This window comes from Spirosoma taeanense (assembly GCF_013127955.1).
In the GTDB taxonomy this organism is placed as follows: domain Bacteria; phylum Bacteroidota; class Bacteroidia; order Cytophagales; family Spirosomataceae; genus Spirosoma; species Spirosoma taeanense.
This window is the reverse complement of sequence record NZ_CP053435.1, coordinates 2,192,561-2,215,927: the sequence shown is the minus strand read 5'-3', so window position 1 is coordinate 2,215,927 and position 23,367 is coordinate 2,192,561. Positions and strand designations below refer to the sequence as shown.

17 protein-coding genes are annotated in these 23,367 nt (G+C 53.4%); 10 read left to right on the top strand and 7 right to left on the bottom strand.

Annotated features, from left to right (window positions below):
- Position 1: 1 nt before the first annotated feature.
- The 5 genes from HNV11_RS09360 to HNV11_RS09340 all read left to right on the top strand — a co-directional run bounded on the left by HNV11_RS09360 (position 2) and on the right by HNV11_RS09340 (position 6,531).
- Positions 2-484 (top strand): nuclear transport factor 2 family protein, encoded by a 483-nt coding sequence (locus HNV11_RS09360; RefSeq protein WP_240163879.1) that lies wholly within the window; start codon positions 2-4, stop codon positions 482-484.
- 148 nt (positions 485-632) lie between these two features.
- Complete coding sequence (locus tag HNV11_RS09355) at positions 633-1,781, top strand: carboxymuconolactone decarboxylase family protein (protein WP_171739411.1); 1,149 nt, start codon at positions 633-635, stop codon at positions 1,779-1,781.
- Positions 1,782-1,922: 141 nt separating this feature from the next.
- Complete coding sequence (locus HNV11_RS09350) at positions 1,923-2,378, top strand: (2Fe-2S)-binding protein (RefSeq protein WP_171739410.1); 456 nt, start codon at positions 1,923-1,925, stop codon at positions 2,376-2,378.
- Positions 2,379-2,416: 38 nt separating this feature from the next.
- Positions 2,417-4,693 carry a xanthine dehydrogenase family protein molybdopterin-binding subunit gene (locus HNV11_RS09345; RefSeq protein WP_171739409.1) on the top strand — a complete coding sequence of 759 codons (2,277 nt, stop codon included), beginning with the start codon at positions 2,417-2,419 and terminating at the stop codon, positions 4,691-4,693.
- A gap of 308 nt (positions 4,694-5,001) precedes the next feature.
- Positions 5,002-6,531 (top strand): M20/M25/M40 family metallo-hydrolase, encoded by a 1,530-nt coding sequence (locus HNV11_RS09340; protein ID WP_171739408.1) that lies wholly within the window; start codon positions 5,002-5,004, stop codon positions 6,529-6,531.
- A 5-nt stretch (positions 6,532-6,536) separates the two neighbouring features.
- On the opposite strand, the gene polA is transcribed toward HNV11_RS09340, so the two are convergent.
- The 6 genes from polA to HNV11_RS09310 form a co-directional block, all read right to left on the bottom strand.
- Positions 6,537-9,647 (bottom strand): DNA polymerase I, encoded by a 3,111-nt coding sequence (gene polA, locus HNV11_RS09335; protein WP_171739407.1) that lies wholly within the window; start codon positions 9,645-9,647, stop codon positions 6,537-6,539.
- Between the two features lie 220 nt (positions 9,648-9,867).
- Positions 9,868-10,887 carry a fasciclin domain-containing protein gene (locus HNV11_RS09330; RefSeq protein ID WP_240163878.1) on the bottom strand — a complete coding sequence of 340 codons (1,020 nt, stop codon included), beginning with the start codon at positions 10,885-10,887 and terminating at the stop codon, positions 9,868-9,870.
- A 187-nt stretch (positions 10,888-11,074) separates the two neighbouring features.
- Complete coding sequence (gene dnaE, locus HNV11_RS09325; RefSeq protein WP_171739406.1) at positions 11,075-14,707, bottom strand: DNA polymerase III subunit alpha; 3,633 nt, start codon at positions 14,705-14,707, stop codon at positions 11,075-11,077.
- Positions 14,708-14,914: 207 nt separating this feature from the next.
- Complete coding sequence (locus HNV11_RS09320; RefSeq protein ID WP_171739405.1) at positions 14,915-16,633, bottom strand: GMC oxidoreductase; 1,719 nt, start codon at positions 16,631-16,633, stop codon at positions 14,915-14,917.
- A gap of 87 nt (positions 16,634-16,720) precedes the next feature.
- A complete protein-coding gene (locus tag HNV11_RS09315; protein WP_171739404.1) occupies positions 16,721-17,434 on the bottom strand; it encodes a gluconate 2-dehydrogenase subunit 3 family protein in 714 nt (237 codons plus the stop codon).
- 209 nt (positions 17,435-17,643) lie between these two features.
- Positions 17,644-18,684, bottom strand: coding sequence for a PD-(D/E)XK nuclease family protein (locus tag HNV11_RS09310; RefSeq protein WP_171739403.1), 1,041 nt, complete (start codon positions 18,682-18,684; stop codon positions 17,644-17,646).
- A gap of 203 nt (positions 18,685-18,887) precedes the next feature.
- Here HNV11_RS09310 and HNV11_RS09305 point away from each other — a divergent pair, with 203 nt between their 5' ends.
- From HNV11_RS09305 to HNV11_RS09295, 3 genes are all read left to right on the top strand, one after another.
- Positions 18,888-19,373, top strand: coding sequence for a hypothetical protein (locus tag HNV11_RS09305; protein ID WP_171739402.1), 486 nt, complete (start codon positions 18,888-18,890; stop codon positions 19,371-19,373).
- A 34-nt stretch (positions 19,374-19,407) separates the two neighbouring features.
- Positions 19,408-20,724 carry a serine hydrolase domain-containing protein gene (locus HNV11_RS09300; RefSeq protein WP_171739401.1) on the top strand — a complete coding sequence of 439 codons (1,317 nt, stop codon included), beginning with the start codon at positions 19,408-19,410 and terminating at the stop codon, positions 20,722-20,724.
- Positions 20,725-20,798: 74 nt separating this feature from the next.
- Complete coding sequence (locus tag HNV11_RS09295; protein WP_171739400.1) at positions 20,799-21,320, top strand: nuclear transport factor 2 family protein; 522 nt, start codon at positions 20,799-20,801, stop codon at positions 21,318-21,320.
- Here the strand turns inward: HNV11_RS09295 and HNV11_RS09290 are convergent, their stop codons facing one another.
- Positions 21,321-21,836, bottom strand: coding sequence for an acyl-CoA thioesterase (locus HNV11_RS09290; protein WP_171739399.1), 516 nt, complete (start codon positions 21,834-21,836; stop codon positions 21,321-21,323). It lies immediately after the preceding gene.
- 160 nt (positions 21,837-21,996) lie between these two features.
- On the opposite strand from HNV11_RS09290, the gene HNV11_RS09285 reads away from it, so the two are divergent.
- Positions 21,997-22,857: a sterol desaturase family protein gene (locus tag HNV11_RS09285; protein ID WP_171739398.1), complete on the top strand. Its 861-nt coding sequence runs from the start codon at positions 21,997-21,999 to the stop codon at positions 22,855-22,857.
- Between the two features lie 103 nt (positions 22,858-22,960).
- A complete protein-coding gene (gene trxA, locus HNV11_RS09280) occupies positions 22,961-23,290 on the top strand; it encodes a thioredoxin (RefSeq protein WP_171739397.1) in 330 nt (109 codons plus the stop codon).
- Positions 23,291-23,367 lie beyond the last annotated feature (77 nt).

The window sequence follows — 23,367 nt, the reverse complement described above, 5'->3', positions numbered from 1 at the left end:
CATGCCTATCAATAAACTGGTAAATACCTGGATGAAGGTATCCCTTCTCGGATTCTGCTTCTTCATCATGGGGGTGCAATCAGCTCTCGCGCAGGCAAACAAAGCAGGCAGTGCAAACGCGGAGCAGGAGATTATCAGGCTCTCGAAGGATAAATGGCGGTGGATGGCCGAGAAAAAAGCCGATACATTGGCGGCTCTCTTTCACGACAAGGCGGTCTTTGTCCACATGGGTGGTTCCTGGGGCAAGGAACAGGAAGTCAATATTATCCGATCTGGCGGTATTCATTACAAAAAAGCGGATATCCAGAAAGTGTCGGTGAATATCATCGGCACAACGGCCATACTCCTGAATAAAATCACCTTACTGGCAGTTGTTGGTGGAAATGAAGTCACCAATCCGTTCGAGGTCACGGAAGTATATGTTCAGGAAAACGGAGCGTGGAAATTAGGAGCCCTCTCGTTCACCCGACTGATAGGTCAATAGCAATACGATATACTTGTTGATCTCGCTGTGTTTGTCTGTATAGATGGTGGGAGCACTTAACTGATGCCGTATTCCCCGTCTCAGAGCCGTATTGAGTAATGGAAAGAAGCGTTTAAGGCCGTTTTCTCAACAGCGTAAGATTATCCGTATGACCCACCTAAAGCTTTTCTTCCTGATAGGACTCTTTGCGTTCTGTTCAGCTAAATCCGTAAAGGCGCAGCAGCCGACGAATGCCGCGAATTCACTCCGTATGGAAGCAGGTCAGGAACTGAGTGCAGCGCAGCAGGCAATCGTTACCATTTCCGCTTTTACAGCGCAGGGCAATATGGCGCAATTGCAGAACGCCCTGAACACCGGATTAGACGCGGGTTTGACCGTCAATGAACTTAAAGAAATTCTGGTGCAGCTTTATGCATATGCCGGGTTTCCACGAAGTCTGAACGCCCTCCACAGTTTTATGGATGTGCTGAAGGCCCGAAAACAACAAGGAATAATCGATAAACCGGGTAGAGAGCCTGCGCCACTACCGGCCAATAAAACAAAGCGGCAACTGGGTACGGAACTGCAAACTCGCCTTGTAGGCGTGCCCATTACGGGTGAGGTGTACGAGTTTGCACCCGCCATCGACCAGTTTCTGAAAGAACACTTGTTTGGCGATATTTTCGGTCGGGATAACCTGGACTGGAAAACCCGGGAAATTGCTACTATTTCGGCGTTGGCCAGCCTGAGCGGTGTCGAAAATCAACTGCGCGCTCATTTTGGAGTTGGCTTATACAACGGACTTACGGAGCAACAGCTTACCCAGCTCGTGTCTATCATTCAGACCAGCGTAGGGATAAACGAAGGCAATGCGGCAAACCAGGTATTGCAAACGGTTCTAAAGAGAACGCCACGTACTAAAGCTATTGTTCAGGCAGCCACGCTATTTCTAAAAGGAGAAAAAATCACGAACAGTAATTTTACGGGCAACGCATGGCTTCAGCAACTGATCGTGTCTGATAGTCTGAATCCCACGCAGGTCGGTAGCGTAACGTTTGAGCCAGGCGCCCGAACAAACTGGCATTCACATCCCGCCGGACAGATTCTGCTCATTACGGATGGCATCGGTTACTATCAGGAACAAGGTAGCCCGAAACGAATTATCCGGAAAGGAGAGGTTGTCAACTGCCCGCCCAACGTTCCGCACTGGCATGGGGCCAGCAAGGACGATCCGCTAGTGCAGGTTGCCATTACAAATACCTATAAAGGTGCAGTCGTCTGGTTGAATCCGGTAGCTGATGAAGAATACAATAAGTAATAAAACGGCCCGCTCGTTAAAGGCGGAGCCGTAGTCTGGATGTTTGAAATTCGTAAAAGATTGTTTGTTTCTCGTTACCTTAGTAGGAACAGCACCAATAATTTTATAAGCTGATTTATACTCCATTTTTCGCCCCACGGTATGGCAAACATAACCTTCAAACTCAATGGGAAAAGCCAGACACTGACGGCCGACCCGCAAATGCCCCTGCTTTGGGCACTTCGCGACGTAATTGGTCTGACAGGCACCAAATATGGCTGTGGCGTTGGTCAGTGTGGAGCCTGTACGGTTCACCTGAACGGGATGGCGGTGCGTTCGTGCCAGCTGCCCATCTCTTCCCTGGCCAATCAGGAAGTCACGACGATTGAAGGCTTGTCGCAGAAAGGCGACCATCCCGTGCAGAAAGCCTGGCTCGACCACGACGTAGCGCAGTGTGGCTACTGTCAGGCCGGGCAAATGATGAGTGCGGCTTCACTGCTGAAAACCAATCCGAATCCGAGTGATGCCGATATTGATGCGTTCATGAGTGGCAACCTCTGCCGCTGCGGAACGTACCTGCGTATTAAAGAAGCCATCAAATCAGTCGCCCAAAAGTAGTTACGCGTTGTCGTCAACTCAAAAACAGAACCTTGACCATGAACAATTGCCAAACTACTTATAACCGGCGGTCCTTCCTGAAGGCGTCGCTGCTTTCGGGCGGTGGCATGATGCTCAGCATAAGCTGGTTATCTAGCGTTAAGGCGACCGATATTCCGGCCGCCAATAAAATGCAGGCGCTGAACCTGCCTCCGCAATGGGCCCAACTCAACGGCTACATTCAGATTACGCCGGACAACGTAATCAAACTCATGTGCCCCAATCCGGAATTCGGGCAGAATGTGATGACGTCGCTGCCCATGATGCTGGCCGAAGAACTGGACGTAAACTGGGCGGATGTCGTGGTCGAAATGGCTCCGCACGATAATACGAAGTTCGGTTCTCAGTTTACGGGCGGGAGTCAGTCGGTTCGCGCTTACTGGAAGCCCCTTCGCACGGCTGGGGCCGCAGCCCGGCAGATGCTGCGGGAGGCAGCCGCCCAAACCTGGAACGTGCCGGTGGAGGAAGTAACCACCAAAACGGGAATGATCATCCACGAAAAAACCATGCGCACGGCTAAGTACGGCGAGATGGCTTCCAAAGCCGCCGGAATTCCCGTGCCCAAGGACGTTAAAGTTAAAACCCCAAAGGAGTTCAGCATTGTCAGAAGCCCACAGAAAAATGTGGAGGGTCTGAAGATCGTGACGGGAAAGCCGCTGTTTGGTCTGGATTTCCGCCAGGAAGGTATGCTCATCGCCATGATTCAGCATCCACCGGCCTTCGGCATGAAACTCAAGTCGTTTGATGCCTCGCAGGCGCTGAAAATGCCGGGGATTAACGATGTCTTTAGCATCACCTTGTTTGAGGAAGGTTCGGAACGGGGTGCCTTTGAAACCCGGTCGTTTAATGAGCTGCTGGTGGTTGTAGGTAAAACGACCTGGGAGGTCATGAATGCCCGCAAAAAATTAAAGGCCCAGTGGGAGACTACTCCTGAGATTAAGGAAACCATGAATGCATTCGGGCGTAAAGTCGAGGAGATTACGCCCGCCGGTCTGGAAAGTACCACCGCGCATCTGGATAAGATGAAGGAATGGGCGCAAAAACCGGCAACTGAGCTCCGCAAGGACGGAGACCCGGAAACGGCCTTCAAAAATGCGGCCCAGGTCATCGAACGAACCTACACGGCACCCTTCCTGGCGCATAACTGTATGGAGCCGATGAATTTCTTCGCCCATGTGACCGACGAGAAAGCCTTGCTGGCCGGACCCCTGCAAGCTCCGGGCATTGCCGAACAGACCCTGGCCAAACGTTTAGACCTGCCCGCCGAGAAGATTGAGATACAGATGACGCGCATGGGCGGAGGGTTTGGCCGTCGGGCCTATTCGCATTATCTGGTGGAAGCGGCTCTGATCTCCAAAAAAGCCAAAGCCCCCATCAAGCTGGTCTACTCCCGCGAAGACGACATGACCTACGGCATCTATCGCCCGATGTACACGGCTACGTATCGCGCGGCCCTGGATGCGAACAAAAACCTGGTTGCGTTCCATGTGAAAGGGGGTGGTGTCCCGGAGCATCCGATTCATGCTAACCGCTTCCCGGCCGGAGCCGTTGATAACTACCTGGCCGAAGGTTGGCAGATTCCGTCCAATATCACCATTGGGGCTTTCCGGGCACCACGCTCCAACTTCAACGCAGCCGCCGAGCAGTCGTTTCTGGACGAACTGGCGGAGGCCATGGGCAAAGACCCCATCGAGTTCCGGCTGGAACTCCTGAAACGGGCCAAGGAAAACCCAGTCGGCAAAAACAACGACTATGACCCTGACCCGTATGCGGGTGTACTGACGCTGGTACGCGACAAGTCGGACTGGAACAAACCGGGTCATGAAAAGTATAGCCGGGGTGTGGCTGCTTATTTCTGCCACAACTCCTACGCAGCCCACGTGGTCGATATGGTAACCCGCGATGGTCAGCCCTACGTAGAGCGGGTATTTAGCGCCATGGACTGCGGTATCGTGATCAATCCCGAATCGGCAAAAAACATGGTACAGGGAGCGGTGGTCGATGGCATCGGCAACGCGTTCTACGGTGCCCTGACGCACAAGAACGGGGCTGCCGAGCAATCGAACTTCCACAACTACCGCATCATTCGGCATAACGAAGCGCCGAAGCAGATAGAGGTCTACTTTGTGGAGAACGACATCGACCCGACTGGCCTAGGCGAACCGCCTTTCCCGCCCGTATTTGGCGCGGTGGCTAATGCCCTCTACAAAAACAAGGGTAAACGGTTTTATAACCAGCCGTTTGGGTCGGAACTGGAGAAAAAGATTTCCGGGTAGTTGCCCAGTCCTGATTAGGGCCGGAATCGTTTGAATTGGTTCCGGCTTTCTTTTTTGAAATCTATTGTGCCGAAGGGCCAGCATGGAAAAGTGCTGGCCCTTCGGCTATTCTGTTCCGTAGTGGAAACCGCGCTGGCCAACTAAATGACTTTCAAGACGAATCAGGAGCCTCACCGCTGGGGTATTTCCCAAAGAGCTAATTAAACTTGTTCGTTTCTTTACCTGGAGAATGCTACTCAAAGAGGCTTTCACCGAATCATGCTCCTGATTCTGTATTTTCGAGCGTTTTTACGCTTCCAGTATCCAGCATGAAGAAATTTGCTCTGCTTTTAAGTTGCCTTTTGCTCGCAGGCACTGCCTTTTCCCAAAGTGAGCTGACCCTGAAAACCCGCTCCTACCGCCAGCAGCATGAGCGGCAGTTACTTGACGAATTCAGGGGTTTGCTCGCCATTCCCAATGTAGTATATGATACGGCAGGTATTCAAAAAACGGCGGGCTATATCGCCGATATGTTGAAACGGCGGGGCATTCAACCCCAGCTACTAGATGGCCGCACAAAAGGCGTTCCCCCGGCAGTCTATGGCGAAGTGATGGTGCCGGGCGCGACAAAAACGGTGGTCTTTTACGCGCATTACGATGGCCAGCCTGTCAATCCGAACCAATGGGCCGAGGGCCTGAAACCGTTCGAGCCGGCCCTGTACAGTGGTCGGCTGGACGCGGGCGGACAGCCCGTTTCCCTGCCCAAACCCGGCGAGCCGATCAATCCGGACTGGCGTATCTATGCCCGGAGTTCGTCCGACGACAAGGCAGGCGTGTTCACGATTCTGGCCGCTTACGATGCGCTGCTGAAGATGAACGTAAAGCCCACGGCCAACCTTAAGTTCTTTTTCGAAGGCGAAGAGGAAGCCGGTTCCACCCACCTGAATGAGATTCTGGAACGCCACAAAGACAAGCTGAAAAGCGATCTCTGGATCATCTGCGACGGCCCTGTGCATCAGACGGGCCGCAAACAGGTGCAGTTCGGCGTTCGGGGCGACATCAATGTGGAACTAAAAGTATACGCATCCAAACGCCCCCTTCATAGCGGTCATTACGGGAACTGGGCGCCCAACCCGGCCATGATGCTCGCCCGGCTGCTGGCGTCCATGAAAGATGACGATGGCAATGTGCTGATTAAGGGCTTCTATGACGACGTAACGCCCCTCACTGAACTGGAGAAGCAGGCACTGACCAGGATTCCGGCGATTGACGAGCGGCTTCGGCAGGAACTGGGCTTTGGCAAGGCCGAAGGGGGCGGCAAATCGCTGGCTGAACTCCTGATGCGCCCTTCGCTGAACATTAATGGGTTATCGAGTGCCAACGTCGGTAAGCTGGCGGCCAACGTTATCCCTACCTCAGCCACAGCCACGCTCGACCTGCGGCTCGTGCTGGGTAACGATGCCAGGCGGCAGGTGCAGAAAGTTATCGATCACGTCGTTGCGCAGGGGTATTACGTTACGCAAAAGGAAAGCATCACCGACGAAGAACGGGCGAAATACCCACGCATTGCCCGGATTACTGCTGAATCAGGCTACAACGCTCAGCGGACGCCTATGGACCTGCCCATCGCCCAGACTGTCGTGAAAGCGGTTCAGTCGACGGTTAAGGACAACATTGTGCTGCAGCCAAGCCTGGGCGGCAGTTTACCGCTGTATCTGTTCGAACAGATTCTGAAGACGCCAACGATAACCGTTCCGGTTGCTAACCATGACAACAATCAGCACGCCGAAAACGAAAACCTGCGTCTTCAGAACCTGTGGGACGGCCTGGAAACCTACGTAGCGCTGATGCGGCTCTGAGTCGGTCAGTGCGCTACGAGCCAGTTCTCGCCTACCCCGATGCCGGTCTCCATCTGCACCGCCATCGGGATGGCGTTTTTCATGATTCGGTCCACGTTTTCGCGCAGCAACTCAAGTTCCTCCTTATGCGCGTCGAACACCAGTTCGTCATGAACGGTCAGAATCATCTTTGACTTCAGCTGCTCGCGCTGCATGAACTCGTGAATCTGAATCATAGCGATCTTGAGCATGTCGGCCGCGCTGCCCTGGATGGGCGCGTTGATAGCGTTACGTTCGGCAAACAAACGGTCGGTCATGTTGCGCGAGTTAATGTCGCGCAGATACCGGCGTCGGCCCAGAATTGTTTCGGCATACCCGAAGCCCCGCGCTTTCTCGATGCTCTGATCCATGAACGCCTTGACGGCCGGGAACTCCACGAAGTATTCCTCGATGATTTGCGACGCTTCCTTGCGCGGAATCTTCAGCCGCTGGGCCAGTCCGAACGACGAAATACCGTAGATGATGCCGAAGTTGATGGTTTTGGCTTTCCGGCGCATGTCGCCCGTTACGTCGCTGATGGGGACGTGGAAGACCTTGCTGGCCGTCTGCGTATGAATATCCACCCCGTTGTTGAACGCATCAAGCATGGTTTTGTCGCCACTGAAGGCCGCCATAATCCGCAGTTCGATCTGTGAGTAGTCGGCTGACATAATCAGGAACTCCGGCCCGCGCGGTACGAACGCCTTCCGGATTTCCTGCCCACGGGGCGTCCGGATGGGAATATTCTGGAGGTTTGGATTGGCAGAACTCAACCGCCCAGTGGAAGCCACCGCCTGATTGAACGACGTATGAATCCGGCCATCGCGCTTGCTGATCAGCAAGGGCAGCGCGTCTACGTACGTGTTTTTCAGCTTAATCAGCTCCCGGTAGTCCAGAATCTTCCGGGCTATTTCGTGTTCGGCTTCCAGCTTGGATAGAATCTCCTCGCCCGTTGCGTACTGGCCAGTACGGGTCTTTTTGGCGTTCTTATCGAGTTTCAGCTTGTCGAACAGAATCTCGCCCAGCTGCTTTGGCGAACCAATATTGAACGACTCGCCCGCAATCTCGAAAATCTCCTGCTGCACCTGCCGCATATCTGTATCGAGCGTGGCCGACAGTTCGGCGAGGGCGTTGGTGTCAATCGTAATTCCTTCGAGTTCCAGATCGGCCAGCACCTGCACCAACGGCATCTCGACCTGATCGAATAGTTTATGCAGGTTATCTTTTTCCAGCCGGGGCAGAAAGGTCTCTTTGAGTTGCAGCGTAATATCGGCATCCTCACCGGCGTACTCAACCACTTTCTGCACGTCCACGTCCCGCATGGTCAGCTGCCCTTTGCCCCGCTTGCCGATCAGCGCTTCAATCTCAACCGGCTGGTAGTTCAGGTACGTCATGGCCATCATGTCCATATTATGGCGCATTTCGGGCTCAATCAGGTAGTGGGCAATCATGGTATCGAACAGTTTACCCTGTACTTCCACGCCGTACTTTTTCAGCATCAGCAGGTCATACTTGAGGTTCTGGCCGACTTTTTCAATGTTCGGGTTTTCGAATACCGGTTTGAACTGATCGACAATGGCCTGCGCTTCGTCGCGGTCGGCCGAAACAGGCACGTAAAAGGCTTCGCCGGCCCGATACGCAAACGAAAGCCCCACCAGATCGGCCTCGACCGGATCAATGGCAGTCGTTTCGGAGTCAAAGCAAAGACTCGTCTGCTGGCTCAGATAATGCACCAGACTCGCCCGCAGTTCCGGGGTGTCGACCAGCCGGTAGTCGTGTTTAACGGACAGGATCGTCTTCCGGCGTTCCGGCTGGTTTTCGTCAAGTTCATAGTCCGGGTAAACGTCCAGATAAGCGGGCGCGTCCGCGCCGGTTTCGGTTACTTCCTTACCGGGCGCATCATCTGTAGTAATCGTATCGATTATGTGGTCGGGCGTAGCGGCTGAGGCCGACGCAACGGGGGCTTTCACGGCGGTACGTTTGGCCCTGGGCTTTTTGGCCGGTTCAGCCGCTGCCGGGCTTGCTGTAGACTGCTCAGCGGCTGGCGCGTCCGGGCTGTTGAAATCAAAGGGCAGATCACCCGCTCCCGATGGATTCAGCGCGCCCATGTTCGGGAACGGCAGAAACGCGGGCGCATCACCACCCGGCGAATCGAACAGGTCCATTTGCGCGGGCGCGTTATTCTTGAAGGCCGCTGGCAGTGGCTGCTCGTCGAAGTTGTTGCCGAGTAACCGCGTTTTCATCTGCCGGAACTCCAGCTCGTCCAGCAGAGCCGCCAGCCGGGGCTTGTCGTATTCGGTATGCCGCAGCCGATCTTCGTCGAAGTCAACCGGCACGTCGAGGTGAATCGTAGCCAGTTGTTTCGACAGCAATCCCTGCTGTCCGTAGTTGACGACGTTCTCTTTAAGTTTCCCTTTTAGCTGGTCGGCGTTGGCAATCAGGTTTTCGACACTGCCAAAGTCGGCGATGAGTTTCTGCGCCGTTTTTTCGCCAATGCCCGGAATACCCGGAATGTTATCGACCGAATCGCCCACCAGACCAAGCATATCGGTTACCTGCTCAATACGTTCAATTCCCCAGCGTTCGCAGACTTCTTTTACGCCCTGCTTCTCGGCCGGTTTTCCCATAAACGCCGGTTTATAGATGTGAACGTGCTCTTCGACCAGTTGACCGTAGTCTTTGTCGGGCGTCATCATAAAAACCTCAAAATCGGCCAGGGAGGCTTTTTTGGCAATTGTTCCAATGATGTCGTCGGCTTCGTAGCCATCCATAATCAGGATGGGAATGTGCATGGCCTCCACAATCTGTTTGATGTAAGGCGTAGCCACGCTGATATCTTCCGGCTGCGACTGCCGGGTGGCCTTGTACATCGGGAACTGCTCGTGGCGGAACGTCTTCTTGGATGAGTCGAACGCGACACCGATGTGGGTGGGTTTTTCCTTCGTCAGCACCTCGATCATGGCGTTCATGAAGCCAAAGATGGCCGAGGTATTCACGCCCCGCGAGGAGATCCGGGGCGATTTGCTGAAGGCGAAATGAGCGCGGTAAATGAGGGCCAGCGCGTCTAATAAAAACAGTTTTTTCTGTGGTTTGGCCATTCGATGCAGGTCACAAGTCAATGCCCAAAGGTCGAAAGACTTGCGGACAATCGCGCGCTTTCGCCCCGACATTTTGACGGTCAGAATAAGGGTTTACCCTATACAACAAAACATCTCCAGTGGGGTTTTGATTCCGCCCGAACGGCCCCAAACCGGCTTAAATAACAATAAGCCGCTCTTACGGAGCGGCTTATTGCAAATCAACTCAGGCTGGCTGATACTAGGGTAACAGCAACCGGTCAATAACGTGAATGACCCCATTGGTAGCAGACAGATCCGGACCGATAACCCGCGACGCAGTGCTGTTATTGCCGCGCCCAGTTACCGTAATGCCGGTTGTGCTGGTAGCGGCCGTAATGGTCCCGCCCTGCAGGGTTGTCAGGCTCTGCCCGTTGGTAATCAGGGGCGTGTAGGCGCGGGCGTTGTTAATTACATGATAGGACAGAATCTGGGCCAGCGTGGCGGCTGGTAAGGCATTCACATCCTCCACCGTTTTTATATTCGGGTTGGCGGCCGTAAACGCGGCATCTGTCGGTGCGAAGACCGTCAGCGGACCATTGGCGATCAAGGCCCCGCCGATACCTGCCTTAGCCACGGCGGCCTGCAGGAACGTAAACGAATAGGTCGGAAAAAGTGTCGGAATTCCCTGAAGGGTGGCCGCTATATTACCCAGAACTGGCGGCAGCAGCACCCGGTCAATGACGTGAACCGCCCCATTGCTGGCCTGACCATCCAGCGATACAACCCGCGCGCCATTCACCGAAATACTGGTTGACGTCGCCGATGAGGTCGTGCTGGACGCGGCTTTCGTGACGTAAAGCGGTAGACCACCTAACGTCTGCTGCGGAGTATTCACAGCTGCGGGAATCGCCGACGACTCAACCTTGCTGCCAATAACGTGGTATTGCAATACAGCGACCAGCAACGGTACCTGTGTAGCTGGTATGTTATTGATCGCATTCGTATCGGCGTAGCCAAACGCTCTGAACGCAGCATCCGTCGGCGCAAAAACGGTCAGATTACCCGGCTGGCTTAGCGGGCCATTCAGCCCGGCTTTCACTAAGGCTTTTTTCAAAATAGTAAACTGGTTCCCCGTCGAAATAAGGCTATAAATCGTCGGCGGGGCCGGGGTGTTGTCTTCGTCTTTTTTACAGGACGAAAACGCCAGGACAAGCCCGGTTAGCAGAACCGCGAATAGGCCACGGCTCCGCAAAGCAGTCATGCGTTGCATTGTCAGCATGTGATTTGGGAGGTTAGATGATGTAGCAGGTTAAAGAGAGTTTCTTTCCTGTCGGTGACAACCGATCAGATCACCATTTTGTTTAATGAATTTTTTACCTGGTTCAACAAACCAATACCTCAACGATTGACCAGCTTTCAACTGCCTTTACCAGATCCGGGAATAGACAGAGCGACTGAGGCAACCGTTATGCTACTTTACAACTCACCCCATCGATGGCTTCCAACGCTCGCAGGAAGGAGTTGGCAGGCGACACTTTCAGCGTTCGCGACTGCAGGCTGACCTCGATCCGTTCGATGGGGTCCACTACGTTCAGCAGCAGCGTACAGGTGCCAGGATGGGCGTTGACCAGTTCATTGATCTGGCTGACAAGCTGGGCGTTCAGCGCATCGAGCGTTAGCGACACCCGAATTTCCTTACACATCTTATCGCGCATCTCGGTCAGCAGCCGGATGGTCGTTGGCTTGAATTCGAGCTGGTCGGAGTTCCACTTATTCTGCGTTTTACCCGTAATGTGCAGGAATCGACCGACCTCAACGTACTGCCCCAGCCGGACGTAATCGTCGCCGAAAAGCGCCATTTCAATGGCCGTGCTGTAATCTTCGACCTTGAAGATACAGAACGGGTTACCGTTTTTGGCAATCTTCGTCTGCATGGCCGAAACAATCCCGGCCACCTTGATCTCGGGCGATCGGGTCTCGAAAATCTTGTCGAGCGTACAGTTGCAGAAACCGTCGAGTTCCAGTGTAAACTCATCCAGCGGATGCCCGGTCAGGTAGAACCCAACGACGTCTTTCTCGTATTTTAGCTTCTCGATCTGGTTCCACTCCGGCACCACAGGCGCTTTGGGCCGCGCCAGCATCGGCTCGCCACCCGCCCCGCCGAACAGCGACTGCTGAGCCGCGGCCTTCTCGGCGTGGTAGTTGTTGGCGTAGCGGATAATTTTTTCCAGGAAAGCACTGTTTTCCGTCGGCGGAATCTCGAAGAACTGCGCCCGGTGGTACTCGTCCAGCGCATCAAAGGCACCGGCATAAGCCAGCGATTCAAGTGTTTTCTTGTTCACCGTCCGCAGGTTAACCCGAATCGCGAAGTCGAACATATCCTTATAGGGGCCACCCGCCTGCCGCTCTTCAATAATGGCTTCAACGGCTGCGTCGCCCGCGCCTTTGATACCCGCCAGACCGAACCGGATTTCGCCTTTTTTATTAACGCCGAACACGCGCTCCGATTCGTTTACGTCGGGGCCCAGCACCGGAATCCCGAGGTTTTTACATTCTTCGAGGAAGAACGTAATCTTTTCGATGTTACCGAGACAGGAGGTCAGGACGGCCGCCATGTACTCGGGTTTGTAATACGTTTTGAGGTAAGCCGTCTGGTAGGCGACGAACGCGTAACAGGTCGAGTGCGATTTATTGAAGGCATAAGACGCAAAGGCTTCCCAGTCGGTCCAGACTTTCTCGCAGATTTTCAGGTTCAGGCCATTGGCTGCGCAGCCATCCATGAACTTGCCCTTCATTTTGTCGAGCACGTCCTTCTGCTTTTTCCCCATCGCCTTCCGCAGCACGTCGGCGTCGCCCTTGGTGAAGTTGCCGAGTTTCTGCGACAGCAGCATCAGCTGCTCCTGATAGACCGTAATGCCGTACGTATCGGCCAGGTATTCCTCCATTTCGGGAAGGTCGTACTTAACCTCCTCGCGGCCGTGTTTACGGGCAATGTAGTTCGGGATGTAGGCAATCGGCCCCGGACGGTAGAGCGCGTTCATAGCAATGAGGTCCTCAAAGCGGTCGGGCTTGAGGTCCTTCATGTGCTTTTTCATTCCGTCGGATTCGAACTGGAAAATAGCGTTCGTTTCGCCCCGCTGAAACAACTCATAAGCTTTCGGGTCGTCGAGCGGAATATCGTCAATATCGGTTTCGACGCCATTCACGAAGAAGCCGCCATGATTTTGCCGGATGAGTCGGAGGCACTCTTTAATGATGGTGAGGTTCCGTAACCCCAGAAAGTCCATCTTGATTACGCCCGCATCCTCAATCACCTTACCCTCATACTGAGTGATGATCAGGTTGGTATCTTTCGAGGTCGATACCGGCACAATGTTCGACAGATCGTCGGGCGCAATGATGATCCCGGCTGCGTGAACGCCCGTGTTTCGTACCGTACCTTCAAGCCGACGCGCCTGCTGCAGGACATTCTGCACTTTCTCGGTATCGATCAGCTTCATGGCCCGGCCCGTTGCCTGATCGCCTGATTCGAGCGCCCGCATTCGTTTCACGTTCTCGACTTCATCCGGCTGAATAATATTGGCCAGACCACCCGGTCCGTCGATCGGGTCCTCAAAGATGCGCCGGAGCGTCATGTTGTAGGTCGGCTTGTCGGGAACCAGCTTCGCCAGCGCGTTGGCATCTGACAGGGGCAGGTCCATCACCCGGCTGACGTCCTTGATAGCCGACTTGGCGGCCATGGTGCCGTATGTAACGATGGCGGCAACCTGCTGTTTGCCGTACTTCTGCACGACGTAATCGATTACCTTCTGTCGGCCTTCGTCGTCGAAGTCCGTATCAATATCGGGCATCGACTTCCGGTCGGGGTTCAGGAACCGCTCGAACAGCAGATCGTATTTGATGGGGTCGATGTTGGTAATGCCGATGCAATAAGCCACGGCGCTTCCGGCTGCCGAACCGCGCCCCGGACCAACCATGACGCCGAGGTCACGACCGGCCTTAATGAAGTCGGCAACGATCAGGAAGTAGCCGGCAAACCCCATTGTTTTGATGGTAAACAACTCGAAGTCAAGGCGCTCCTGTACATGGCTCTCAATTTCGCTGTAACGCTTCCGAGCCCCCTCGTAGGTCAGATGTTTGAGGTATTCCCACTGGTTGGCAACGTCGTCGGCGTGAATCTGAAACTCCTGCGGAATCGGGAAATTCGGCAGCAGGATATCGCGCTTAAGCTTCAGTGTTTCAACCTTGTCGACAATCTCGTTGGTGTTGTCGATGGCTTCGGGCAGGTCATGGAACAGCGTCGTCATCTCCTGCGTGTTCTTGAAATAGAACTGGTCGGAGAAGAAGGCAAAGCGGGTATTTTTGGGCATAGCCTCATCGTCGCTGAATTCCTTCATCGACGGCGTACTCTGCTTTTCGCCCGTATTGACGCACAGCAAAATGTCGTGCGCGACCCAGTCGTCGCGATCCACGTAATGCGAATCGTTCGACGCGATAATCTTGACGTTATACTTCCGGGCAAGCTTGACCAGCACCTCATTGGCCTTGATCTGGTCGGGAATCTCGTGGCGCTGCAACTCAACGTAGTAGTCCTCACCAAAGCGGTCGAGCCACCATTTGAACTCGGCTTCGCCTGCTTCTTCGCCTTTTTTGAGGATGGTCTTGGGCACAATGGCCCCAATGCAGCAGGTGGTAGCAATCAGACCCTCTTTGTACTGGTCAATGAGCGCTTTGGTGACGCGGGGGTACTTGCCGTATAGCCCCTCCATATACCCCAGCGAACAGAGTTTCGCCAGGTTCTTATAGCCCGTCGGGTTTTTGGCCAGTAGCAGCTGGTGGTACCGGATATCTTTCTGTTCTTTGGTAAACTGCTTTCGGGTATGATCGTCCACAACGTAGAACTCGCAGCCGACAATGGGTTTGATGCCCTGCTTGCTGGCTTCGGCTACAAATTCAAACACGCCGAACATATTGCCGTGATCGGTGATAGCCACGGCGGGCATATTGTCGGCTTTGGCCTTCTTAACCAGCTTCTTAATGTCGGCCTGCCCGTCGAGCAGCGAGTATTGAGTATGGCAGTGGAGGTGTGAGAATTGCATACGTTAACCAGATTACAGCCTAAAAATAGCCAGATTTGTCCGGCAACGGGCAAGGGCAAACCGGAAATTTACCCAGATTTTTAGTAATCACTTGATCTCAATCGACTTAGGACGTAATTATCATTTTCTCCGGCAACAGGAACGTTCACTAACGAAAAAACGGGCTGCACAGCCCGTTTTTCGTCTTGTATGCTTAACTGTTTAACTCTACAGGTTCATTCGCTTCAGTTCGCCTACTGCATGATCGGCCGCACGGGCCGTCAGGGCCATGTAGGTTAGGGATGGATTCACGCAGGACGAGGATACCATAGCTGCCCCATCCGTAACAAACACGTTCTTGGCGCCCCACACCTGATTCCAGGCGTTCAGCACCGACGTTTTGGGGTCACGGCCCATCCGCGCAGCGCCCATCTCGTGGATGCCGATACCGGGATTCTTCGTGTTGTCATTGCGCGTTTTGACATTTTTCAAACCAGCCGCTTCCAGCATCTCGGCGGCATCGTTCATCATCGCTTTCCGCATACCCACTGTGTTCTCGCCCCAGCCCGCGTCGAACTCGATAATGGGTAAACCCCACTTGTCTTTTTTGTCGGACAGGCGCATTCGGTTGTTCGGATCGGGCAGGGTTTCGCCAAAACCGCCAATATTAAACTCCCAGCGACCGGGTCGGGTCAGGTTGTCTTTAAACTCCGGCCCAAAGCCTTCTTTCGAAGCGCCCGCAACCCAGTCCTGACGGCCACCCCGGCCCTGGTAGCCAAATCCCCGCACGAAGTCTTTTCGTTTATCGTCGCCCCAGTTGGCAAACCGTGGAATATAAATGCCGTTGCCCCGCCGACCGTAATAATACATATCCTGTAAGCCCTCGTACTCGCCCGAAGCGCCGGCACCCAAATGGTGGTCCATCAGGTTACGTCCCAACTGATCCGAATCATTACCCAGACCATTCGGAAACCGCTTCGATGTAGATTGCATCATGATCCAGGCCGTATTTAGTGTAGAGGCATTGAGGAAGATGATTTTGGCGTAATACTCCTGATGCTGCTTGGTATTCTGGTCGATGACCCGCACGCCGACGGCTTTGTTTTTCTGGTCGTCGTAGATTACCTGATACGCAATCTTATCGGTGATGACGGTCAGATTGCCGGTTTTAACGGCGGCCGGCAATGTAGCTGCCTGCGTGCTAAAATACGCCCCGAACGGACAGCCCCGCACGCATAGATTCCGGAACTGGCACGAAGCCCGGCCCAGATCGGTATGGATTTTCTGCGCCTGCGAGATGATAGCCGGGCGGCCGATCACCAGATGACGGCCTTTAAAGTTCTTTTCAATTCCTGATTTGGCCAGCAACTCAATGCTGTTCATCTGCATAGGCGGCACAAACTCGCCATCCGGCAGAACCGCCAGTCCATCGCGGTTACCCGAAACGCCCGCAAAGCGTTCGACGTAAGAGTACCAGGGCGCTAAATCTTTGTAGCGAATTGGCCAGTCGACGCCGTGACCGTCTTCAAGATTGGCCGTAAAATCCCGTTCGTTGAACCGGTAACTCTGCCGTCCCCATACCAGCGACCGACCACCCAGATGATAGGCCCGAATCCAGTCATACGGACGTTTCTCCAGGTACGGCACATCAACATCGCGGGTGAACATATGCCGCTGATCTTCGCCCGGTTTCCCACCCGAGCGGGCGTTGGCCCAATATTCTTCGGCGGCCCAGAGTTCGATTTTTCCCCGGTGCGGAAACTCCCAGGGGTCTTTCATGGCCGTCGTGTAGTCGGTTACGTGCTTCAGGTCGTGTCCCCGTTCCAGCATCAGCACCTTCAGGCCTTTCTGGGTTAATTCTTTGGCGGCCCAGCCGCCCGATATACCGGAACCTACCACGATAGCGTCGTAAGTCATTGCTTTTTTCGCGTCAAGAGTAAGATTCATGGAGATCAGCAGGAAGAAACAACGGTCAGCACCGAACTGCCGGACGGTGGATTGTTAGGAATGATGCACAAGGGGTTAGCAGTCGGCTTACGTTGCCCATGCTTTCTGGCCGTCTTTCAGTTTGACAACGCCTTCGTACCGACCCGGAATGGGTACGTAAGCCAGGGCCTGCGTACAGCCAATCTCCGAGCTGAAATAGCCCAGAATCGTCAGCTCTTTGACTAGGGTGAAAAAAGGCACAAGAGCCGCATTTTTGTCGGCGTCCTTCACCACGACGCCCGTTTCGGCATCCACCAGTTTAGCCTCGGTCTGATCGCTGCCCGCCGGCGCAAAAGCGCCCAGGGTTGTTTCAGGATCCTTGGCGAGCTTCTCCTGCCGTTTGGGGTGTTGTTTCGCTTCAGCTTTAGCCAGTTGCTCAAACTGCTTCAGAATCGCTGTTTTCTGTTCAATCGGTAAGTTAACGAAGCCTTTGCTGTAGGCTTTCTGGCTTTCGGCCTCAACGGCGTTTAAGCCTTTCCGGAAGTGCGCCTGCTGGGCGGGCTTATAGCAGTCGTTCAGGATCAGCCGGATTGTCTCGGCCACCTTCGCGTCTTTTGCGCCCGGCGTGGAGGTAGCCGGCATGATAACCTCCGTAATTTCGTCGAGCAGCGCCTGCTCGTTGGGCTGTAACGCAAAAGGAGCCGCTATTCGCTTTTCGGAACGGTGGGGCTGATAGCCCTGCAGAACGGAAGCCATCGTCGGCGCCGACAGTGCACTGCCCATTGCCAGGGCAACCTGAAGTATCGCTTCTCTACGTTTCATAATAACCCTATAAATCAGTGCTCTTTTCCGGCACCTTGACAGCGAATCGGCTTATACTCAAGGCCACCTAAGCACTACTGTGCTATGAAAGCGGTTTATATTACGCTTATACCTATTTAAGCGGGCAATTGGGAGCGGCTCGTTATTGCAATGCATAGGTGGAGCGCTGCCTATAGAAGACCCAGCCACTGACTTTATAATCCTGATAATTAGTTATCACTAAAAGCCAAATCCAATATCTGCTGCGCTTTTTTCAAATTATTCAACGTAGCATCGACAGCTAACTTGCCATCCTCGTAAACTCGATAGTCATCTTTCCAACGTAGCACGGTCATGTATCGCCCGTTGCCCATACGCTTTGGCCGTTCAACGGCGGCATTCAACTGGCGGCCAGCTTCTGTAAGCTGGTAATAAGCTTTTTCACGAGCTTCGTTTCGTTGGGCTTCCACTTTCGCTTCTATTTTGAAGCAAAGCGTATCACCTTCCAATTGCAGGTAGGGTGTATATAGCTGATCCGGCAGATTCTTGAAGTACCACCAGAAGCCAAAAAAACCGCCTGAGGGATTTGCTACATAATCCCAGTTTGCCCCATCATCCTCACTCACCTCATATAACTCGCCGCGGCTATCGTACAGGACCATAAAAAATCCACGCCAGTCGTCAGCCTGCCAATCTTTAGGGTTTTTCGTTGAAAACTCACGAATGGCGGCATCCAGAGTTTCCAGATGTTGTAGAAAATCCTTGAAGATCGCATTATCAACGCCCCTACTTTTCCCCGTTCGTAGAACTTCTAAAAAATCACTTCGTAGATAGGTCTTGAATACGCCTAACGTATTGAATTTTGACTGATACCCAGTTTTAAAATAGAGGGGTATCATCTGATCTTCTGTATAACCAGCTTCGCGAATTTGACCGTAATACCTGTTAAGTTGATCTGAATGATTACTGGTATGCGTTTTATCTTCAACCAAAATTGCCAATTTATCCGGTAGCTCCTTGTTGATCTCAATCAGAATATCCAGCTTTTCGACCTGTCGTCGAACCCCAACCGTTTTAAGATTTGAGAGATCATAATCTGGCTTTACCTTTTGAATCATTGATGCAATAAAGCGCTGTGCCGTCTGATGTAAGACAGAATCCGCATGTTGCCACTTAGGATCAGCCCAGGCAGCAAGCCAGCATATAAACGCATCCTGTGATAGCTCACTGGTTGCAAACGAGAATAAATTGGGGCGATCCTGGTTTATCATTATTTCAAAGATTTACTATAAAGGGTGTGTTAATACTTCGTATCTACTGCTCCTGGCTAAGAAAAATATAAACTATACAGCACTGGAAGGCACATCAGCGACAAACCCTCCCCCTGCTCTTTTACGGGTGGATTATACGGAATGAAGGCGGCACGGCGTTTGATAGTCAAAAACCAGATTTAACCCATCTCTACATCCAACTCATGGCTACTCGTAACGCCGTTCGATCGCTCCGTAATCTGTTTGTTGTTTCCTTAGCCATTAGTGCGCTTACGTCGGCCTGTAAACAGTCGGGCAGCAGTGAACCCGAAATCGACCCGCGCGAACAGTACGTCGGCACATACGTGGGTGGCTACCAAAGCATTATCCGCTTTGGTGGAGCTGAGTTAAAGCCCGAATCCGGCACGATCAGCGTTGGCGTTTCCAAAGGCTCAAACCCCAAAGAAATTTACATCGATGTAGCGGCTAACCGCCCGTATAAGGTAACGGCCGAACTGAACGGGTCGAACTTTACCGTGATTGACCGGAACAAAGATCAGATTTTCGTGCAGGGCACCACCTTCGATGGCGATTACAAGGCTACGGGCGTGTTTGACCAGAATCAGATTGCCATTGCCACCACGACCGAATCGCTGCAGGGCGGTACGCTTATCAGTCGGTCGGAGTCCATTACGGGGACCAAGAAATAATTACCTTCGCACCGGTTCCTAACTCCGGTTTTTTATGAGATCACTCGTTCTGACCGGCCTGATGGCCGGTTTTTTTCTGTCAGCCTCGGCACAGACAGCGCGTACCCGCCCCTCTGAAGCAACCAACCCTGTTCTTCAGGAAGCTCAGGCGGAGTCAGTAGGCATGAGCACAACCCGGCTTCAACGCATGGACGCCGTGATCAACGACTATGTTGCCAAAGGCCGACAGGCGGGCGTGGGCGTGCTGGTAGCCCGCAACGGCCGCATCGTGTACCACAAAGCTTATGGCCAGGATGATATTCAGGCGAAAACGCCCCTCAAACGCGACGCGATTTTTCGTATTGCCTCGCAGACTAAAGCAATTACCAGCATCGGCCTGATGCTGCTGTTTGAGGAAGGCAAGTTCCTGCTCGACGACCCCATCTCGAAATACATTCCGGCTTTCAAAACCCCGAAAGTGCTGGACAAATACAACGAGAAAGACACCACCTATACGACCGTTCCGGCCCGGCGTGAAATTACGATCCGGCAACTCCTGACCCATACGTCCGGCATTAGCTACCCAGGCATCGGCACGAAGGAAGCCGTTGCCATTTACGCCAAAAACCGGATTCCAAGCGGTATTGGTACGCCCACCGGTACGCTGGCCGACGCGATGGACCGACTGGCTGCTCTGCCGCTTATGCACCAGCCCGGCGAGAAATGGACGTATGGCCTGAGTGTAGACGTGCTCGGTCGCCTGATTGAAGTCCTGTCAAGTCAGTCGCTCGATCAGTTTCTGCGGACGCGGCTGTTCGAGCCCCTGGGTATGAACGATACGTATTTTTATCTGCCAGCCTCCCGGCAGAACCGTCTGGCACGGGTTTATACCGAAGATTCCACAAAGACTCTCCGCCGACTGCCAGCCCAGGGCGGTATTTCGGAAGATTACCCCAAACAGCCCGGTACGTATTATTCGGGGGGGGCGGGTTTGTCGTCAACGCTGTATGATTACGCTATTTTCCTGCAGATGATGCTCAACGGGGGCGAATACGGCGGTAAACGCTTTCTTAGCCCGACAACCGTCCGGCTGATTACGACCAACCAGATTGGCGACCTGAACCAGGGGCTGGATAAGTTTGGGCTGGGTTTCGCCATTACGTCGGAGCGGAGCGCGACCCGACTACCCACATCGCAGGGGTCGTATAACTGGGGCGGATTCTTCGGTACAACGTACTGGGTTGATCCGAAGGAAGGGATTGTGGCTCTGTTGTACACCCAGAAAGTGCCGAACAGTTACGGCGATCTGAACGACAAATTCAAGGTACTGGTGTATCAGGCCATTACGCAGATGAACGATTCAAACCGGTAAAACCGAACGTTGTCCTTCTTTTCATTCAGAGCTTCTGTTATTCATCTACAGAAGCTCTGAAACGTTTTTAAGCCATGAAATCATTTCTGACTCTCTGCCTGCTGTTTTCGGCGTCCTTCGCGTATGCGCAGGCTGTTTCTACCTCAGCCGGAGCCACCAAGGCGGCCAAGAACAAACCGGGTACTACCGCGGCCGTTTCCCTGTCTTCATCGGCATCGACCAGCACAGCCGACGAAAAAGCAATTGCCAACGCCGAGCGACACCGGTTCAATGCGCAGGTCAACAAAGACTACGCGGTGCTAAATCAACTCCTTGCTGATGACCTGGTTTATACGCATTCCCACGGCGGCACCGATACTAAGCAGTCGTATATCCAGTCTATTCGCGATGGCAAATCCCAGTACGACGCCATTGATATTCTGGAACAGAAAATCCGCGTGTACGGCAACACCGCCGTTGTCAACGGTATCTGTATGATTAAGGCAACGAACAATGGTGAATCCATCAATACGCGGCTACGCTATACCGATGTGTACGTTCGCAACGGCTCGCAGTGGCAGATGGTTACGTGGCAGTCGTTACGGCTGGCGCAGTAATCAGACTTTCAGATACTCACGTAACTCCTTGGCGTCCTGAGCGTTCATTCGTCCGGCCAGCACCAGCCGGAGCTGCCGACGGCGCAGGGCGCTTTCGTAACGATTTTTTTCCTCATCGGTTTGCGGAATGACGGCCGGTACCTCAATGGGTCGGCCGCTCTGATCTACGGCCACGAATGTATAGAAGGCGCTGTTGGTGCTGACCCGGATACCCGCCGGAATATCCTCGGCCCATACTTCAATAAACACTTCCATGGAGGAACTGAAGGCACGGGTAACCTGTGCCTTCATCGTAACGATATTACCCAGTCGGATGGGTTCGGCAAACGATACGTTATCGACGGAGGCCGTCACGACAATCCGGTTGGAATGTTTCTGCGCGGCAATAGCAGCAGCAATGTCCATGAAGTGCAGCAGGCGCCCGCCCATCAGGTTGTTGAGCGTATTGGTGTCGTTGGGCAGCACCATCTCGGTCATGACCGTTATAGAGTCGCGGGCGTGTTTTGGTTGAGGCATATAAAGCCGGTTTGTTGATTGCGGTTAATTCAGTCTGCAAACCAACCACCGAAAACCGAATTCAGCAAACTGGCCGTAGGTTTAGCCCTTCATTCAGCCTCTGCTTTGCAAACAATTTTCTGTATTTTTGTTAAATTGATTCCCTGATTTATCCAAGAATATGGAGCGTTTAGTGAACTACTTCGAGCATATCCCTTCCTCCCACCGCAGCCTGATTCTGGTGGGCGGTATTGCGTTCTTCTGGCTGGTTGAGAGTGCAGTGCCCTTATTTCGCTTCGATTACCGGAAAGTCCATCATGCCGGAATCAATATCTTCTTTACGCTCACAACCATCATCGTTAATTTCTGTCTGGCCTTTATCCTGCTTCGAACGAGCGACTGGACCGTAAAGCACCAGATTGGCCTGCTGCAATGGGTCAACTGGCCGCTCTGGGCCGAGGCTATCGTTGGTTTGCTGGCGCTCGACCTGGTGGGTGCCTGGCTACCCCACTGGACGGAGCATAAGGTAAAGTTTCTGTGGCGCTTTCACCTGATTCACCATACCGACGCCTACGTCGATACGACGACGGCCAATCGTCACCACCCCGGCGAAAGCGTAATCCGGTTCGCCTTCACGACGCTGGCCGTTCTGCTGACCGGGGCACCGATGTGGCTCGTTTTCCTGTACCAAGCCCTGTCGGTCATGCTCTCGCAGTTTAACCACGCCAACATCGAACTGCCGCGCTGGGCCGACCGGCTGCTGGGTTTGCTGATCGTAACGCCGAACATGCATCACGTGCATCATCATTACGTTTTGCCGGTTACGAACACCAACTACGGCAATATTTTCCCGTACTGGGATCGGCTCTTTGGTACGTATCATGAAATGGCGGGTAAGGACCTGCGCTACGGGATTGATACCCACCCGGAACCGCACGAACACTCCCACATCGGCAGTCTGCTGAAAATTCCGTTCCAGCGCTACCGTTCGCCGGTCGGTGAATCGAAGCCCAGTTCGGTTAAAAGCGAATCGGTTACGTAGCCCGGCAATTGCCTGACTGCCGGGCAATCGAATTCAGGAACTAATCCCATTGAAAACCGTTTATGCTGTTGAAACAAGTTCAACTAATAAACAGATTTCACTCATGGCAGCAGGATCCTATGCCGTCGAAGCGACCGATGCGAACTTCAACGAACTGATTAATTCCGATAAGCCGGTTTTAGTAGATTTTTGGGCTGAATGGTGTGGCCCCTGTAAGATGATCGGCCCGGTCGTAGAACAACTCGCCGGCGAATACGAAGGCAAAGCCGTTGTCGCTAAAATGGACGTTGACCAGAACGCCCGCATTCCGGCCCAGTTTGGTATCCGGAGCATTCCCACCCTGATGGTGTTCAAGAATGGTCAGCTGATCGATAAAGTGATTGGTGCCGTTCCGCGCAACGTGCTGGAGCAAAAACTACAAGCCGCCTTATAATTTGACTTGCAGATACATAAAAAAGCCGGCCCTGAGCAATCAGGGCCGGCTTTTTTATGTCAGTATGTTTAAACCTT

Bases quoted from the DNA above. Each gene is read 5' to 3' on its own strand.
- HNV11_RS09360 (WP_240163879.1), top strand. From the start codon at position 2: ATGCCTATCAATAAACTGGTAAATACCTGGATGAAGGTATCCCTTCTC.
- HNV11_RS09355 (WP_171739411.1), top strand. From the start codon at position 633: ATGACCCACCTAAAGCTTTTCTTCCTGATAGGACTCTTTGCGTTCTGT.
- HNV11_RS09350 (WP_171739410.1), top strand. From the start codon at position 1,923: ATGGCAAACATAACCTTCAAACTCAATGGGAAAAGCCAGACACTGACG.
- HNV11_RS09345 (WP_171739409.1), top strand. From the start codon at position 2,417: ATGAACAATTGCCAAACTACTTATAACCGGCGGTCCTTCCTGAAGGCG.
- HNV11_RS09340 (WP_171739408.1), top strand. From the start codon at position 5,002: ATGAAGAAATTTGCTCTGCTTTTAAGTTGCCTTTTGCTCGCAGGCACT.
- polA (WP_171739407.1), bottom strand. From the start codon at position 9,647: ATGGCCAAACCACAGAAAAAACTGTTTTTATTAGACGCGCTGGCCCTC.
- HNV11_RS09330 (WP_240163878.1), bottom strand. From the start codon at position 10,887: ATGCTGACAATGCAACGCATGACTGCTTTGCGGAGCCGTGGCCTATTC.
- dnaE (WP_171739406.1), bottom strand. From the start codon at position 14,707: ATGCAATTCTCACACCTCCACTGCCATACTCAATACTCGCTGCTCGAC.
- HNV11_RS09320 (WP_171739405.1), bottom strand. From the start codon at position 16,633: ATGAATCTTACTCTTGACGCGAAAAAAGCAATGACTTACGACGCTATC.
- HNV11_RS09315 (WP_171739404.1), bottom strand. From the start codon at position 17,434: ATGAAACGTAGAGAAGCGATACTTCAGGTTGCCCTGGCAATGGGCAGT.
- HNV11_RS09310 (WP_171739403.1), bottom strand. From the start codon at position 18,684: ATGATAAACCAGGATCGCCCCAATTTATTCTCGTTTGCAACCAGTGAG.
- HNV11_RS09305 (WP_171739402.1), top strand. From the start codon at position 18,888: ATGGCTACTCGTAACGCCGTTCGATCGCTCCGTAATCTGTTTGTTGTT.
- HNV11_RS09300 (WP_171739401.1), top strand. From the start codon at position 19,408: ATGAGATCACTCGTTCTGACCGGCCTGATGGCCGGTTTTTTTCTGTCA.
- HNV11_RS09295 (WP_171739400.1), top strand. From the start codon at position 20,799: ATGAAATCATTTCTGACTCTCTGCCTGCTGTTTTCGGCGTCCTTCGCG.
- HNV11_RS09290 (WP_171739399.1), bottom strand. From the start codon at position 21,836: ATGCCTCAACCAAAACACGCCCGCGACTCTATAACGGTCATGACCGAG.
- HNV11_RS09285 (WP_171739398.1), top strand. From the start codon at position 21,997: ATGGAGCGTTTAGTGAACTACTTCGAGCATATCCCTTCCTCCCACCGC.
- trxA (WP_171739397.1), top strand. From the start codon at position 22,961: ATGGCAGCAGGATCCTATGCCGTCGAAGCGACCGATGCGAACTTCAAC.